This is a genomic window from Nocardiopsis chromatogenes YIM 90109, assembly GCF_000341185.1.
In the GTDB taxonomy this organism is placed as follows: domain Bacteria; phylum Actinomycetota; class Actinomycetes; order Streptosporangiales; family Streptosporangiaceae; genus Nocardiopsis_A; species Nocardiopsis_A chromatogenes.
This window is the reverse complement of sequence record NZ_ANBH01000277.1, coordinates 43,242-58,039: the sequence shown is the minus strand read 5'-3', so window position 1 is coordinate 58,039 and position 14,798 is coordinate 43,242. Positions and strand designations below refer to the sequence as shown.

Genomic DNA, 14,798 nt, shown 5'->3' with positions numbered 1-14,798 from the left:
CCGACCGCCGACAGGCAGGGCGCCGGTCAGGGCACCGACGCGGCGGCAGGGCCCCGGGGCGGCCACGATCGCACCGGCGTGGTCGGACGGAGACCTCGCGGACGTGCCCTTGACGACGACCGCCCCCAGGGGGCGTGGCCGTCAGCCGCGCAGGCGCAGCGCCAGGAACAGGTCGACCCGGTGGTCCAGGCGGCTCAGGTCGCGCCCGGTCAGCTCCTCCACCCTGCCGATGCGGTAGCGCAGCGTGTTGACGTGCACATGCATCGCCGACGCGCACCGCTGCCAGGACCCCGAGTGCTCCAGGAACCGCTCCAGGGTCTCCACCAGCTCCGAGCGGTGGTCCCGGTCGTAGGCCAGCAGCGGCCCCAGCAGCCGCTCCCGGTAGGAGGCCCGCACCTCCTCGGGGACCGAGGCCAGCAGCAGCTCGTGCGAGTCGATCTCGGCCCCGGCGATCACCTGGGCCCTGCCCCGGCGCAGCCCCGCCAGCCTGCGCGCGTGCCGTGCCTCGGCCGCCGCCCCGCGCAGGTCGCCCAGCTCGCGCGGGGTCGAGCCGATCCCCACCGCCAGGCGGTAGTCCACCAGCCCGGGCTCCAGGGCCCGCGCCCCGCGCTCCAGCTCCGCGCGCAGCCCCTCGACGGCGCGGGCGCCCTCCTCGGCCGCGTCCGGCACCGGCACCACCGCCAGCACGTCGCCCTCCCCGGTGACCACCGACCCGGGCCGCTCGGCCAGCAGTTCGCCCAGCACCCGGCGGGCCAGGTCGGGCAGGCGCGGCTCGGGCGCCAGAGCGGCGCTGACCACCACGTGCCCGCGGCCGGGCCCCGCACCGGCGCCCGCGGCGCGCAGCAGCGCCTCCACCTCCTCCAGGCGCTGCTCCTCCACCAGCCGCGGCAGCGCCTCGGCATGCCGGGCGTCGTTGAGCGCCCGCTCCTCCTCCCGGCTGCGGGCCAGCACCGCGATCGAGGCCAGCTCGGCGACGGCCTCGTGGACCTCCTCCTCCCAGTCCTCGTGGCGGCCCTCGCACACCAGCAGCCACCCCGCCAGCGGGTGGGAGTCGCGGGTCTGCACCGGCATCACGGTCAGCTCGCGCCCGGCCCCCCGGCCGCCCGGCAGCGCGGTGCTGCGCGGGAACGACGGCCAGGACAGGGCGCGGGCGGCCAGCTCGGCGCGGGCCCCCTCGCCCAGGTCGGGCCCTGCCGAGGCGACCTCGCGGCCGGTGCTGGAGAGCACCCAGGCACCCAGGCGCGCCTGCTCGGCGGCCGTGGCGAACACGGCGGGGAAGTCGCCCCCGGCGGCGACCTCGGCCATCATCCGGCGGTGCCGGTCCCGGTTTTCGGCGATGGTGGTGAAGCGGCGCCGGTTGATCAGCCGCAGCACCTCCTCGGTGACCGCGCCGAAGGACGTCTCGGCGGGCACCTCCAGCAGCGGCATGCCGTGCCGGACGCAGGCCTCGACCAGGTCGTGCGGGACCTCGCCCAGGGCGGTACCGGCGCCCACGGCCGCCGCCCCGGCCTGGGCGGCCGAGGCCACGAACACCTCCGAGTCCTCCGGCCCGGTCCGCCACATCATGCCGGTGAGCACCAGCTCGCCGCCGGTCAGGTAGCGGGCGGGCCGCAGCAGGTCGGTGGTGTAGGCCCAGCGGATGGAGCGGTGGGCCTGGTCGGCTCCGCTGAGGAAGCGCAGCTTCAGCCGGGGGATGGAGAGCAGTTCGCCGAGCCGCATGGGGTCCCTTCGTCTCACGTCGCGGCGGGGCCGCGCAGCGGCCACGTTAACCCACGACGGGTTGTTGGAGGAAACAACAAAGCACCGCCCGCGACCAGCGCTCCGGTTCATGGGTTCACCGGGTGGTCGCGCGCCGTTTCCCAGTGTTGTACTTCACATACACACCCGGCGGAGACCACACGGCGAACGGCCCGACCGTCCGCCCGCGCAACGACGAGGACGAGTATGGACTTCCTGCGCCCTTCCACGTTGGAGGAAGCGCTTGCCGCCAAGAGCGCGCACCCCGACGCGGTCCCGATCATGGGCGGCACCGACGTCATGGTCGAGCTGAACTTCGACAAGCACCGGCCCGGGGCCCTGATCGACCTGACCCGCGTGCCCGAGCTGGCCCGGTGGGGGCCCGACGGCGACGGGGTCCGCCTCGGCGCGGGCGTGCCCTACACCCGGATCATCGCCGAGCTGGGCGAGCACGCCCCGGCGCTGGCGCAGGCCTCCCGGTCGGTGGCCTCGCCGCAGATCCGCAACCGCGGCACGGTCGGCGGCAACCTGGGCGGGGCCTCCCCGGCCGGGGAGTCGCACCCGGTGCTGCTGGCCACCGACGCGGAGGTCGAGCTGGCCTCGGTGCGCGGCACCCGGCGGGTCCCGGCGCGCGAGTTCTACCTGGGGCTGCGCCGCACCGCGCGGCAGGACGACGAGCTGATCACCGCGGTGCTGCTGCCCCGCCCGGCCGGCCCGCAGCACTTCTCCAAGATCGGCACCCGCAACGCCATGGTGATCGCGGTGGCCAACTTCAGCCTGGCCCTGGACGCCGACAAGCGCACCGTGGGCACCGGCCTGGGATCGGTGGCGCCCACCCCGATCCGCGCCGAGGAGGCCGAGGAGTTCCTGGCCGGGGAGTTCGACTGGGACGGCGGCGCGGTGCTGGACGAGGCCGTGGTGCGCCGCTTCGGCGAGCTGGTGTCCTCGGTCGCCCGCCCCATCGACGACCAGCGCGGGTCGGCCGACTACCGCCGCCACGCCGTGGGCGTGATGGCGCGCCGCGCCCTTTCCTGGTCGGTCACCGACTACCGCAAGAGCCTGCAGGACCCGAGGGGAGACGCCCGATGCGCGTGACGTTCACCGTGAACGGAGAGCAGGTCAGCGCCGACGACGTGTGGGCCGGAGAGAGCCTGCTGTACGTACTGCGCGAGCGCCTGGGCCTGCCGGGCAGCAAGAACGCCTGTGAGCAGGGCGAGTGCGGTTCGTGCACGGTCTACCTGGACGGGGTGACCGCCTGCTCGTGCATGGTCGCCGCCGGGCAGGCCGAGGGGTGCGAGGTGCGCACCGTCGAGGGCCTGGCCGACAACCGCGGCGAGGGCGACGAGAAGCGCCTGGGCACGGTCCAGGAGGCGTTCGTGGAGATGGGCGCGGTGCAGTGCGGCTTCTGCACCCCGGGCCTGCTGGTGCAGACCGACGACCTCATCTCGCGCACCGTGGGCGCGGGCAGGGGCGTGCCCGAGGACGCCGAGATCCGCGAGGCGCTGGCCGGGAACCTGTGCCGGTGCACCGGCTACGAGAAGATCATCGACGCGGTGCGCGTGGCCGCCGAGCGCGAGTCCGCCAAGGCGGGCGGTGCCGCATGACCGGGACGACCGACGGGGCCGCCGGCGGCGCCGGGACCGTCGTCATCGACGGCGCCTACATCGCCACGGTCGGCGGCGCCGAGTACGCCGCCGGGCACATCGTGGCCGAGAACGGGCGCATCACCCGCGTGGGGTCGGGCGCGGCGCCCGCGATCCCCGGTGCGCAGCGCATCGACGGCCGCGGCTGCGTGGCCACGCCCGGCCTGGTGAACACGCACAACCACCTGTACCAGTGGGCCACCCAGGGCCTGTTCGCCGACGGCACCCTGTTCGAGTGGCTGGTGGGCTCCTACGAGATCTGGCACCGGCTGGACGCCGAGGTGGTCTCCGGCACCACCACCGCCGGGACGGCCTGGCTGGCGCTGTCGGGCTGCACCACCGCCTCGGACCACCACTACATCTACCCGGCCGGGCGCGGCGACATCGCCGCCGCCGAGGTGGAGGCGGCCCGCCGGGTCGGCGTCCGCCTGGACCTGGCCCGCGGATCGATGGACCGGGGGCACACCCAGGGCGGGCTGCCGCCGGACGCGGTCGTCGAGACCCTCCAGGGGGCCCTGGAGGGCACCGCCGCGGCCATCGACGCCCACCACGACCCCTCGCCGGAGTCGATGACCCGGGTGGCGGTGGCGCCCTGCTCGCCGTTCTCGGTGAGCAGCGAGCTGATGCGCGGCGCCGCCGAGCTGGCCCGCGCCAAGGGAGTGCGGCTGCACACCCACCTCGCCGAGACCCTCGACGAGGAGGAGAAGTGCGCCGCCGAGTTCGGCTGCACCCCGGTGGAGTACGCCGAGAAGCTGGGCTGGCTGGGCGAGGACGTGTGGTTCGCCCACGCGGTGCACCTGTCGGACGCGGCCATCGCGCGCATCGCCGAGACCGGCACCGGTGTGGCCCACTGCCCCACCTCCAACGCCCGCCTGGGTGCGGGCATCTGCCGCACCACGGAGCTGCTGGCCGCCGGGGCTCCGGTGGGCCTGGGCGTGGACGGGCCCGCCTCCAGCGAGCTGACCCCGCTGGCCGGTGAGATGCACCAGGCGCTGCTGATGGCGCGCGCCCGCAAGGGGCCCCAGGCGCTCACCGCCCGGCAGGCCCTGCACATGGCCACCCTGGGCGGCGCCCGGGTGCTCGGCCGCCAGGACGAGCTGGGCTCGCTGGAGGAGGGCAAGCTCGCCGACATCGCGCTGTGGCGCATCGACGGCTTCGGCTACGACGTGATCGACGACCCGGTGGTGGCCCTGACCTTCNGCGCCCGGCCCCCGCCGCTGGAGCGGCTGCTGGTCGGCGGCCGCACCGTGGTCGAGCGCGGGGAACTGCGCACCGTCTCCCACGGCGAGGCCGCCGAGGCCGGCCGCGCCGCCCACCGACGACTGACCCAGGAGGTGAGCCGGTGATGTCCGGCACGACGACCCGGGCCCCGGGCGACCTGTCCAGCACCACCCGGGACGGTGTGGGGGCCAGCCCCCGCCGCCCCGACGGCACGCTCAAGGTCACCGGCGAGTTCGCCTACTCCTCCGACATGTGGATGGAGGACATGCTCTGGGGGATGACGCTGCGCAGCCCCCACCCGCACGCCCGCATCCTGGGCATCGACATCACCGAGGCGCTCAAGGTGCCGGGGGTGCACGCGGTCCTCACCCACGAGGACGTTCCCGGGCAGAAGCGCTACGGGCTGGAGTACGAGGACCAGCCGGTGCTCGCCTACGACAAGGTGCGCTACAAGGGCGAGGCGGTGGCGATCGTGGCCGCCGACCACCCCGAGACCGCGCGCCGCGCCCTGGAGCGCGTCAAGGTCGACTACGAGGTGCTGGACCCGGTCAGCGACTCGCGGCGGGCCGCCTTCGACCCCGAGTGCCCCCTGGTGCACGAGGAGGGGTCGCTGCCGGTGCACGAGGAGTACAACCAGCACGGCAACGTGGTGCGCCACCAGCCCATCCGCACCGGCGCCTTCACCGGCGGCGACGCCCTGGAGGAGCTGCGCTCCCGGGCGGCCGCGGTGGTGTCCACCGAGTACGAGGTGGGCATGCAGGACCAGGCCTTCCTGGGCCCCGAGTCGGGCATGGCCGTGCCCGCCGAGGACGGGGGCGTGGACCTGTACATCGCCACCCAGTGGCTGCACGTCGACCAGCGCCAGATCGCCCCGGCCCTGGGCCTGCCCCAGGACAAGGTGCGGCTGACCCTGGCCGGGGTGGGCGGGGCGTTCGGCGCCCGCGAGGACCTGTCCATGCAGATCCACGCGTGCATGCTGGCGCTGCACACCGGCCGCCCGGTGAAGATCGTGTACAACCGCGAGGAGTCGTTCTACGGCCACGTGCACCGGCACCCGGCCAAGATGCGCTTCGAGCACGGCGCCGAGGCGGACGGCACGCTGCTGTACGCCACCCTGGAGATCGTCGTGGACGGCGGCGCCTACGCCTCGGCGACCCCGGCGGTGGTGGGCGTGGCCTCCTCGCTGGGCATCGGCCCCTACGAGGTGCCCAACGTCAAGGTGGACGCCTACGGGGTGTACACCACCAACCCGCCGTGCGGGGCGATGCGCGGCTTCGGCGCGGTGCAGGCGTGCTTCGGCTACGAGTCGCAGATGGACAAGCTCGCCGCCGAGCTGGGCATGCACCCGGTGGACCTGCGCATCAAGAACGCCATGAGCCAGGGCTCGCGGATCATCACCGGCCAGCTCATGGACACGCCGCTGCCGATGGCCGAGATGCTGCAGCGCTCCAAGGACATGCCGCTGCCGCCCGCCCGCGAGCAGCTTCCCGACCCGTCCGACCTGCGCACCCTGCCGGGCGGGGTGGCCAACACCACCCACGGCGAGGGCGTGGTGCGCGGCGTCGGCTACGGGGTGGGGCTGAAGAACCTCTGCTTCTCGGAGGGCTTCGACGACTACTCCACCGCCCGGGTTCGCCTGGAGCTGATCGGCGGCGAGCCGGTCGCGCTGGTGCACACCGCCGCCGCCGAGGTCGGGCAGGGCCTGGTCACCGTCAAGGGCCAGATCGCCCGCACCGAGCTGGGGGTGGAGCGGGTGACCATCCACCCCTCCGACACCCAGGTCGGCTCGGCCGGGTCGTCGTCGGNGTCGCCGGCCCCCCGCCAGTCCTACATGACCGGCGGCGCCGTCAAGACGGCGTGCGAGGCGGTGCGGGCCCGCGTCTTCGAGATCGCCCGCGAGCGCGGCCTGGTCTCCCCCGGCCACCCGGACGCGGTGCTGTCGCTGCAGGGCGGCAAGCTGGTCTCGGAGACCGACGGGGTGCTGGCGCCGCTGGCCGACGTGCTGGAGGGCGGCGCGGTCGAGGAGACCCGCGAGTTCCACCACCGGCCCACGCACATGCTCGACCCCACCTTCGGCCAGGGCGACTCGCACACCCAGTTCGGGATGTGCGTGCACCGCGCGGTGGTCGACGTGGACGTGGAGCTGGGCCTGGTCAAGGTGGTGGCGCTGGACGCGGTGCAGGACGTCGGCAAGGTCATGCACCCCCAGCAGCTGGCCGGGCAGATCCAGGGCGGCTCCACCCAGGGGCTGGGCCTGGCGCTCATGGAGGAGATCCAGGTCAAGGACAGCCAGATCCGCAACCCGTCCTTCACCGACTACCTGATCCCCACCATTCTGGACACCCCGCCGATGCGGATCGACGTGCTGGAGCACGCCGACCCCAACGCGCCCTACGGGCTGCGCGGCGCGGGCGAGCCGCCGACGCTGTCGTCGACCCCGGCGATCGTGGCGGCGGTGCGGGACGCCACCGGGCGCGCGCTCACGCACGCCCCGGTGCGCCCTGAGGACATCGTGGGCATCGAGCTGTAGCGCCTTCGATCCTGCCCGTCCCGGTCCGCCGGCGCCCTCGGTGCCGGGACGGGCAGCCTCCGGACCCAGGAGGCTCGCGAGAAGAGGACCGGGGTCTGGGCCCACGCGGCGGTAACGTGGCCGCCCGCGGGCCGCGGGCCCCGCCCGACCCCCTGTGGACGCGCCTCGTCCGGGCGCACCCACAGGCGATCACACACAGTAATCAACCCCCCGCACGCGGTACCGGGCAGGGCAGGCCCGGACCCGACTCCCTCCAGGAGGGGACATGACTCGACTCGAAGCGAAGGGGCCCACGCCCGACCCGGCGGCGGCCCCCAAGACCGATCGATCCTGGCTCGACCGGTTCTTCTTCGTGACCGAACGCGGCTCCACCTACGGGCGCGAGATCCGCGGCGGCCTGACCACCTTCATGGCCATGGCCTACATCATCGTCCTGAACCCGATCGTGCTCAGCGGGGCCCAGGACATCAACGGGTACGCTCCCACCTTCGCGCAGCTCACCACGATGACCGCGCTGTCGGCGGGCATCGTGACCATCCTGATGGGCGTGCTGGGCCGGGCGCCCATCGCGCTGGCAGCCGCCTTGGGCGTGATGGCGGTGGTGGCCTACCAGGCGGTCCCCCAGATGACCTGGCCGCAGGCGATGGGCCTGGTGGTCTGGCAGGGAATCGCCATCATCCTGATGGTGGTCACCGGGGTGCGCACCGCGGTGATGAACGCGCTGCCGCACAACCTCAAGCTCGCCATCGGCGTGGGCATCGGCATGTTCGTCGCGCTGATCGGGCTGGCCAACGCCGGGTTCGTCAGCGCGGGCGAGGGCAGCCTGCTGCAGCTGGGCACCACCGGCCACCTGGCCGGGTGGCCGGTGGCGGTGTTCATCATCGGGCTGCTGGTCTCGGCGGTCCTGCTGGCCCGCAACGTGCCCGGGGCGATCTTCTACGGGATCGTCACCGCCACCGCCATCGCCGTGGTCGTCACCTACGTCTTCCAGCTCGGCGACGACACCTGGGGCGGCTCGGCGCCGCGGCTTCCCGAGACGCTGTTCACCGCCCCCGACTTCAGCCTGTTCTTCCAGGTCGACCTGTTCGGGGCGTGGACCCAGGCGGGCCCGGCCAGCGCGGCGGTCATCCTGTTCACGCTGATCCTGGCCGGGTTCTTCGACGCGCTGGGCACCGTGCTGGCGGTGGGCAACAAGGCGGGGCTGACCGACGAGAACGGGCAGATGCCGCGCACCAACCAGATCCTGGGCACCGACGGCGCCGGGGCCGTGGTCGGCGGCGTGACCAGCTCCTCGGCCACGCTGGTGTTCGTGGAGTCCACGGCAGGCGTCAGCGAGGGCGCCCGCACCGGCCTGGCGAGCCTGGTCACCGGCGGGCTGTTCCTGCTGGCGATCCTGTTCTCCCCGGTGTTCGGGATGGTCCCCGGCCAGGCGGCCTCGTGCGCCCTGGTGCTGGTGGGGGCCATGATGATGATGGGCGTGGGCGCCATCGACTGGAGCGACATCTCCGTCGCGATCCCGGCGTTCCTGACCATCGCCCTGATGCCGTTCACCTACGACATCGCCACCGGCATCGGGGCGGGCATCGTGGCCTACACGGTGATCAAGACCGCCGTCGGCAAGTACCGCGAGGTGGGCTGGCTGATGTGGATCCTGACCGCGGTGTTCGCCGCCGACTTCGGCATGGCGGGCATCGAGCACCTGCTGGGCCTGTAGCCCCCGGCCCCGGCTCCCCCCTCACGCGGCGCCCGTGCCCGGAGTCCCCTCCGGGCGCGGGCGCCGTCGCCGTCCGGGGCCGGAGGACGGTCCCGACACCGTCCGCACCCGATCCGGCCTCGGAACTTAATCGAGGATCGAAAGAGTTTGCCGTTGGGCGTGTGACGTCACTACCGTGCCGTTCGCCCTCTGCCCGAGGGCACACGATCCGACGACGAAGAACCCCCGCCACGCACGATCCCCACACGACTGCGAACCCGGCCCCCGTTCGCCCCTCCCCCCGCCGGGTCCCGCCTCGACGGCTGCCACGGACCGTCTCCGCCGTTGATCGGGGCCCATCACCGCAAGGACGCTCCTGCATGCCCCCGCCCTCTGCATGGGAACGCTCCCACTCGTGTCCTCGTCCCCACGGCGCGGTCTCCCCGCTCGGCCCGCCCCGAGGCGCGACCGACGCGGACGTTCGCGTCCGCGACGGACGGACCAGGGCGTGCGGACCGCCGCACAACAGAAACGGACAGGGACACACGAGTGCAGACCCACCCCTGGTCGCCCTACGCAGGCCCGCCGCTCTGCCCCGAAGCGGTCGAGGACCTGACCGAGCGCGAGCTCCAAGTCCTGCTGCTGGTCGCCTCCGGGTACTCCAACCGGGAGATCAGCAGGCGGATGACCGTGACCGAGCGGACGGTCAAGGCCCATATCACCCGGATCTTCGAGAAGCTCGGCGTGGAATCGCGCGTCCAGGCCGCCCTCACCTTCGTCGTGAGCCGGTGCCCGGCCTGCTCCGCCCTCGTCGCCCACGACAGGGCCGCGGCCGACACGGCGCGGGAGGCCTGATCCCCGATGCGCGTCTCCCTCCTGTTCCCCCACACCCCGCTGGACGCCGACGAGATCCGCCCCTTCGCCGACCTGGTCCGCCTCCGCGACGCCCACCGGCTCTGGATGGGGACCTCGCCGCAGGGCGGTCCCCTTCCGGCGCTGGCCTACCTCGCCGGGGCCGGGTACCGGATCCCCGTGGGGACATCGGTACAGCTCACACCGTTGTGCCACCCGTTCCAGGCGGCGGCGGACGCCCGGGCACTGTCCCTGCTGACCGGACGCCCGGTGGTGGCGGGGTTCGGCGCGGGCACGCCCGAGGTCGTCGCCCACCTTCTCGGCCACCGCTACGACCGCCCGGCGTCGGCGGTGCGCGACTACATCGCCGAGGTGCGTCGCCACCTGGAAGGCGCCGATGATCTCTTCCCGAAGGTCGACCACCCGCGCGTCGAGCTGGCCGCGGGGGTCCTGCGGCCCGGTATGGCGCGGGCCGCGGCCGGGGTCGCCGACGCGGCCGTGACCTGGATGACCCCGCCGGACTACCTTCGCGAGGCCATCGTCCCGGCCCTGGACGGTGGCGCGGTGCGGCCGCCCAGGCTCGTGGCCGTCGTCCACGCGGCCGTCCGGAGGCCGGGCCGCGACGCCCGTGCGCTTGCTTTCGAAGCGGCGCAGGGGCACCTGTCCGCCGGGCAGTACGTCGACATGCTGAACCGGGCGGGCCTGCGCGTCAGTGCCGCCGACCCGTGGGAGGGGGCCGGGCGGCTCGTCGACGCCGGCGTCTTCCTCTACGGCTCCGCTTCGGAGGTGGCCGAGGGGCTGAAGTCCTACGCCGCCGCCGGCGTCGACGACGTCGTCGTCAATCCCGCCGGTGTCACGGTCACCGAGAACGTCCGCTCAGGAGCCGAGGACGCGGCCGAGATTCTCGCCGAATTCAAAGACGAGCGGTGACAATCCGCGGACACCCTGTCACCTGCATCGGCTCCACCTCTCCCTGAAGTACACCTCCCGAAAGTACAGTTCCCCAAGGTCCACTGGAACACGCATTCCGGTTCCGACAGGATCATTCCCGTCGGAGCCGGGAGCAAAAGGCCCGGTCCGCACCGGAGCCGTCATCCCGATGGCACCGGAGTTCCGAATGGCGGCCGACCCTCCTTTCGGAACCCCGAACGGCCGTCGGCCCCTGCCCTCCGGAGCGGCACCGCGGTCCTCACGCTCCGCTATTCGACGTGAACATTTCTAGCGACCGGAGGGCCGTACCATGTCGAACCCGAACGCGGGAATCCTTGAGGAGATCGGTGAGCAGGGCCTGGCGCGGATCGCCTTCGGCGCCGACGCCCACCCCAACACCATCAGCAACGGCTGCACCATCGTCATCAGCGCGGTCATCGGCAACGAAGGACGCGTCTGCACGCTCACCGTGGAATGCCAGGACGGCTGCTGAGGGCCCCTGACTTCAGCTGAAAACGAAAAGGAGAAATCCATGGCGAACCCCAACGCCGGAATTCTGGCAGAGATCGACGACCAGAACCTCCAGAAGATCGCATTCGGGGCCGACACCTCCCCGAACACGATCACCGGCATGCCGTGCATCGGCATCAGCCAGGCCCTCGGAAACCCGGGGCAGGTCTGCACGCTCACCGTCGAGTGCCAGGACGGCTGCTGAAGCCCCGGAAAACGGCAAGGAGCAATCCATGGCGAACCCCAACGCCGGGATCCTCACGGAGATCGACGACCAGAACCTGAAGGGCATCACCTTCGGCGCCGACGCCGCACCGAACACCCTCAGCTTCACCTGCCAGAACCCGCTCACCATCCTCTGTACCCACACCACCGACATCTGTCGGCCCGTCGAGCCCTAGAACGACCGCTGAGGCCCCGACGGGACGTTCCATCCCGAAGGGCCCACCGCGGACCGTCCCGGGCGGCGCGTGCGAGGCGACCGGCCCCGCACTGGCCTCCCGGGCGGTCCGCGGCCACGATGCCCGGTTCCCGCCGGTCGGGACGATGCGAATCTGGAGTTGCCACGGTGGACGGTCACGGGGCGGAAGCCGCCCGCGTCGTCATCGACAAGTACCTGCCCGAACTCGACTCCGACGAGCTGCGCGAGGCCCTGGTGGAGCAGCTCTCCGCGGTGTCGGCCGATGCACCCGCCGGTGAGGGCGAGTTCCCTCCTCCGCCCGCCTACGATCCCGAGGCCGACGCCGAGGGCGGGATGCAGGATTACTTCGCCTACTGGACCCGGGCCTGGTCCGACGGGCTCGCGGCGCGGATCGCCGCCTCCCCGCAGGTCGCCCCCGACAGCGACATCGCCACCGGATTCATCGCCGACCAGACCGAGCGGACGGGCGCCGCCATGGTCCGCGTCCTGCTCGAAGAGCTGTACCGGCTGCGCAGCAGCGGCGGCTTGGAGGGCGCGACCGCCGAGGAGCGCTACCGGAGCTTCCGCCGCTGGACGAACAGCCCGGACGGCCACCGTCACCTGCTCGGCCGCTACCCCCACCTGTTCCACTCGTGCCGTGCCCAGGTGCGGGCGGCCGCGGACCACCTCCTCTCCATCATCGGCGAGGTCGGGCGCAACCGTGCGGCCCTCGACCGCGACATGCCCGGTGTGCGGGTGGGCAGCAGGATCACCTCGGTCCGGCTCGGGAGGGGCGACACCCACAACGGCGGCCTGTCGGTGGCCGAGGTCGCGTTCGACGACGGCGGCCGGATCCTCTACAAGCCGCGGCCGGTCCAGGCCGAACGCGGCTACAACGCCTTCGTGGACTGGGTGAACCGGCGCATGGGGAGCACCCTGCCGACCGTGCGCTACCTGCCCGCCGGAGCCGGAGGCTTCAGCGCGTTCGTCACCGCGGGGCCGTTCTCGGGCACCACCGAGGAGTACGACGCGGCCCTCGGACGGCTCGCGGGCGTTCTCTACCTGGTCAAAGGCGTCGACATCCACTTCGAGAACGTCCTCGCCTCCCCCGCGGGGCCGACCGTCATCGACGCCGAGACCCTCTTCGCCCCGCGCTGGCGGATGCCCGAGGCCGCCGACTCCGCTTGGACGGCCGCCCGGCGCCGCCTCATCGAATCGGTGGCCTGCATGGGCCTGCTGCCGATGGTGATGCGGCAGCCGGGCGCCGACAGCGGCATGCACGTCGGTGTCGTCGGCTACGAGGCCGGACAGCAGTCCCCCTACCGCGCCCTGCGGGTGCGCAACCACGGGCGCGACGACATGCACACCGAGCTCGTCACCGCCACCGCGCCCGGTTCCGACGGGGAGACCGCCGTGGGCGCCGACCGCGGTGCCGACAGGGCGACCCCGGAGGCCCAGCGCGACACCATCAAGCGCGAGCTGCGGCGTGTGCTGGAGTTCGCGGCCCGCCACCGCTCCGAGACGGCGGCCGCCGTCGAGGAGTACCTGGCCGACGCCCGGTTCCGCTACGTCGCCGAACCCACGGCCTTCTACGCGCAGCTGCTGCGCATGGCGCGCCACCCCGAGGCCGTGGCCGACCCCCTCGTCCGCGCGGCCCTGCTGCACCGGGTGGCGCTGACCAAGGGGGCCGTCGACGACCTGACCCGCGCCGAGGCCGCCCAGCTCGCCGCGGGCGACGTGCCCTACTTCTCCTACACCGGGCGTTCGACCGCTGTGGAGGCGGACGGGGCCGTCGTACGCGCCGACGCCTTCGAGGAGCCCCCGGCCGATACGGTCCGCGGCCGGATCCTCGCGTTGGACGAGGAGGAGATCGAGCGCCAGCTGCACATGGTCGACCTGGCGTTCGTCGCGCGGTTGCCCTTGGACAAGGAGACCACCGGGTTCGCACCGGCGGCGGCCGACGGCGGCCGCGCGCCCACCGCGCCCGTGGGCCGCTCCCGGCTGCTGGCCGAGGCCGTGCGCATCGGGGACGATCTGGTGTCCTCGGTCATCGGCGGCGACGACGCGGACTCGCCCGCCACGTGGCTCGCACCGCAGATCGCGACCCTCGACGACCTGCAGTGGAGCCCTGGCGTGCTCGGGGCCGACCTGTACAGCGGGACGAGCGGGGCGGCGCTGGTGCTGGCCGGGCTGGCGCGGGCGACCGGCCGCCAGGACTTCCGGGACACCGCACTGGCCGTGCTGGACCCTCTGGAGCGGGGGTTCGCCGACGACGGCCCCGGCGGCCTTCCCTCCCCGCCCGGCGCCTACGGCGGGATCGCCGGAGTGGCCTACGCACTGGCCACGGCCAAACGCCTGCTGGGCCACGACTCCGGCGCGGGCTCCGGTGACCTGGCCGAGGCCATCGCGCGAACGCTCGACGGGTGCACCGAGTCCGACCTCGTCGGCGGCGCCGCCGGGGCACTGGCCGTCCTCCTGTCGCTGCACCGGAACTGCGCGGACGCCCGCGAGCGGGAACGCATCGCCCGCGCCGCCCGCCTGGCCGCCGACACAGAGCTGCACCTGCTCGCCGACACCGGCCCGGACGGACGCGCCACCGGGCACACCGGATACGCCCACGGCACCATCGGGATCGCTCCTCACCTGCTGGAGTACGCGGCGGTCTTCGGCGATGAGCGCGCCCGCGGGATGGGCCTCCTCCTCGCGCACGGCATCGCCGGCGCCCAGGACCCCCGCGACCGCGACTGGCCCCGCGAATGGGACGGCGAGGAGCGTTCCTTCGCCTGGTGCCATGGGGCACCCGGACTGCTGCTGGGAGCGCTGCAGGTGAACGGCCACGCACCGGAGGCCGTCCCCGAACGCCAGATCGCCCGAATGGCGGAGCTGACGCTCGCCCACGGGTTCGGCAACAACCCCAGCTACTGCCACGGGGACCTCGGTACCGCCGAGGTCGTGCTCCTCGCCGCCCGGGAGCGGCCGGACCTGTTCCCGGCGGGAACCGTCGACGGGCTCTATGAGCGCCTGTTCGACGCGGTGCTGGAGCGCTATCCGGCCCGGTGGGACACGCGCTACGCCTACAGCCGCAGCCTGATGCTCGGCCGCCCGGGGACTGCCTGGTCCATCCTGCGCCACCTCGAACCGGAGGCCTTCCCCTCCCTCCTGCGGCTGGACTGACCGCCGCACCGGCGCACCGGCCCCTCCCGACAGCCCATGGGCCGCCTCGGTGCGCCGCCCACGATCGGGCCCCGGCACCCCGTCGGCGGCCTCTGCAGAGAACGACAA

General features: G+C 73.4%; 12 protein-coding genes. 11 read left to right on the top strand and 1 reads right to left on the bottom strand.

Going from position 1 to position 14,798, the window contains the following annotated elements; translation table 11 throughout:
- Positions 1–141: 141 nt before the first annotated feature.
- Positions 142–1,719 (bottom strand): PucR family transcriptional regulator, encoded by a 1,578-nt coding sequence (locus D476_RS0125415; protein ID WP_017626732.1) that lies wholly within the window; start codon positions 1,717–1,719, stop codon positions 142–144.
- A 225-nt stretch (positions 1,720–1,944) separates the two neighbouring features.
- Here D476_RS0125415 and D476_RS0125410 point away from each other — a divergent pair, with 225 nt between their 5' ends.
- The 11 genes from D476_RS0125410 (at position 1,945) to D476_RS0125360 (ending at position 14,690) form a co-directional block, all read left to right on the top strand.
- Positions 1,945–2,832 carry an FAD binding domain-containing protein gene (locus D476_RS0125410; RefSeq protein WP_017626731.1) on the top strand — a complete coding sequence of 296 codons (888 nt, stop codon included), beginning with the start codon at positions 1,945–1,947 and terminating at the stop codon, positions 2,830–2,832.
- Entirely contained in the window at positions 2,823–3,341 is a 519-nt protein-coding gene (locus D476_RS0125405) for a (2Fe-2S)-binding protein (RefSeq protein ID WP_017626730.1), read from the top strand. The genes D476_RS0125410 and D476_RS0125405 overlap by 10 nt, the downstream gene beginning before the upstream one ends.
- Complete coding sequence (locus D476_RS0125400) at positions 3,338–4,726, top strand: 8-oxoguanine deaminase (protein WP_017626729.1); 1,389 nt, start codon at positions 3,338–3,340, stop codon at positions 4,724–4,726. Before D476_RS0125405 ends, D476_RS0125400 begins: the two co-directional genes overlap by 4 nt.
- Entirely contained in the window at positions 4,726–7,131 is a 2,406-nt protein-coding gene (gene pucD / locus D476_RS0125395) for a xanthine dehydrogenase subunit D (protein ID WP_017626728.1), read from the top strand. The genes D476_RS0125400 and pucD overlap by 1 nt, the downstream gene beginning before the upstream one ends.
- A gap of 265 nt (positions 7,132–7,396) precedes the next feature.
- Positions 7,397–8,845 (top strand): NCS2 family permease, encoded by a 1,449-nt coding sequence (locus D476_RS0125390; RefSeq protein WP_017626727.1) that lies wholly within the window; start codon positions 7,397–7,399, stop codon positions 8,843–8,845.
- Positions 8,846–9,373: 528 nt separating this feature from the next.
- Positions 9,374–9,679, top strand: coding sequence for a response regulator transcription factor (locus tag D476_RS38580; protein ID WP_017626726.1), 306 nt, complete (start codon positions 9,374–9,376; stop codon positions 9,677–9,679).
- A gap of 6 nt (positions 9,680–9,685) precedes the next feature.
- Positions 9,686–10,606, top strand: coding sequence for an LLM class flavin-dependent oxidoreductase (locus D476_RS0125380; RefSeq protein WP_017626725.1), 921 nt, complete (start codon positions 9,686–9,688; stop codon positions 10,604–10,606).
- A 310-nt stretch (positions 10,607–10,916) separates the two neighbouring features.
- Positions 10,917–11,099 (top strand): plantaricin C family lantibiotic, encoded by a 183-nt coding sequence (locus D476_RS34515; protein ID WP_017626724.1) that lies wholly within the window; start codon positions 10,917–10,919, stop codon positions 11,097–11,099.
- A 39-nt stretch (positions 11,100–11,138) separates the two neighbouring features.
- Entirely contained in the window at positions 11,139–11,321 is a 183-nt protein-coding gene (locus D476_RS0125370) for a plantaricin C family lantibiotic (RefSeq protein ID WP_017626723.1), read from the top strand.
- Between the two features lie 28 nt (positions 11,322–11,349).
- A complete protein-coding gene (locus tag D476_RS38290; RefSeq protein ID WP_017626722.1) occupies positions 11,350–11,517 on the top strand; it encodes a hypothetical protein in 168 nt (55 codons plus the stop codon).
- A 167-nt stretch (positions 11,518–11,684) separates the two neighbouring features.
- A complete protein-coding gene (locus D476_RS0125360; protein WP_017626721.1) occupies positions 11,685–14,690 on the top strand; it encodes a type 2 lanthipeptide synthetase LanM family protein in 3,006 nt (1,001 codons plus the stop codon).
- Positions 14,691–14,798 lie beyond the last annotated feature (108 nt).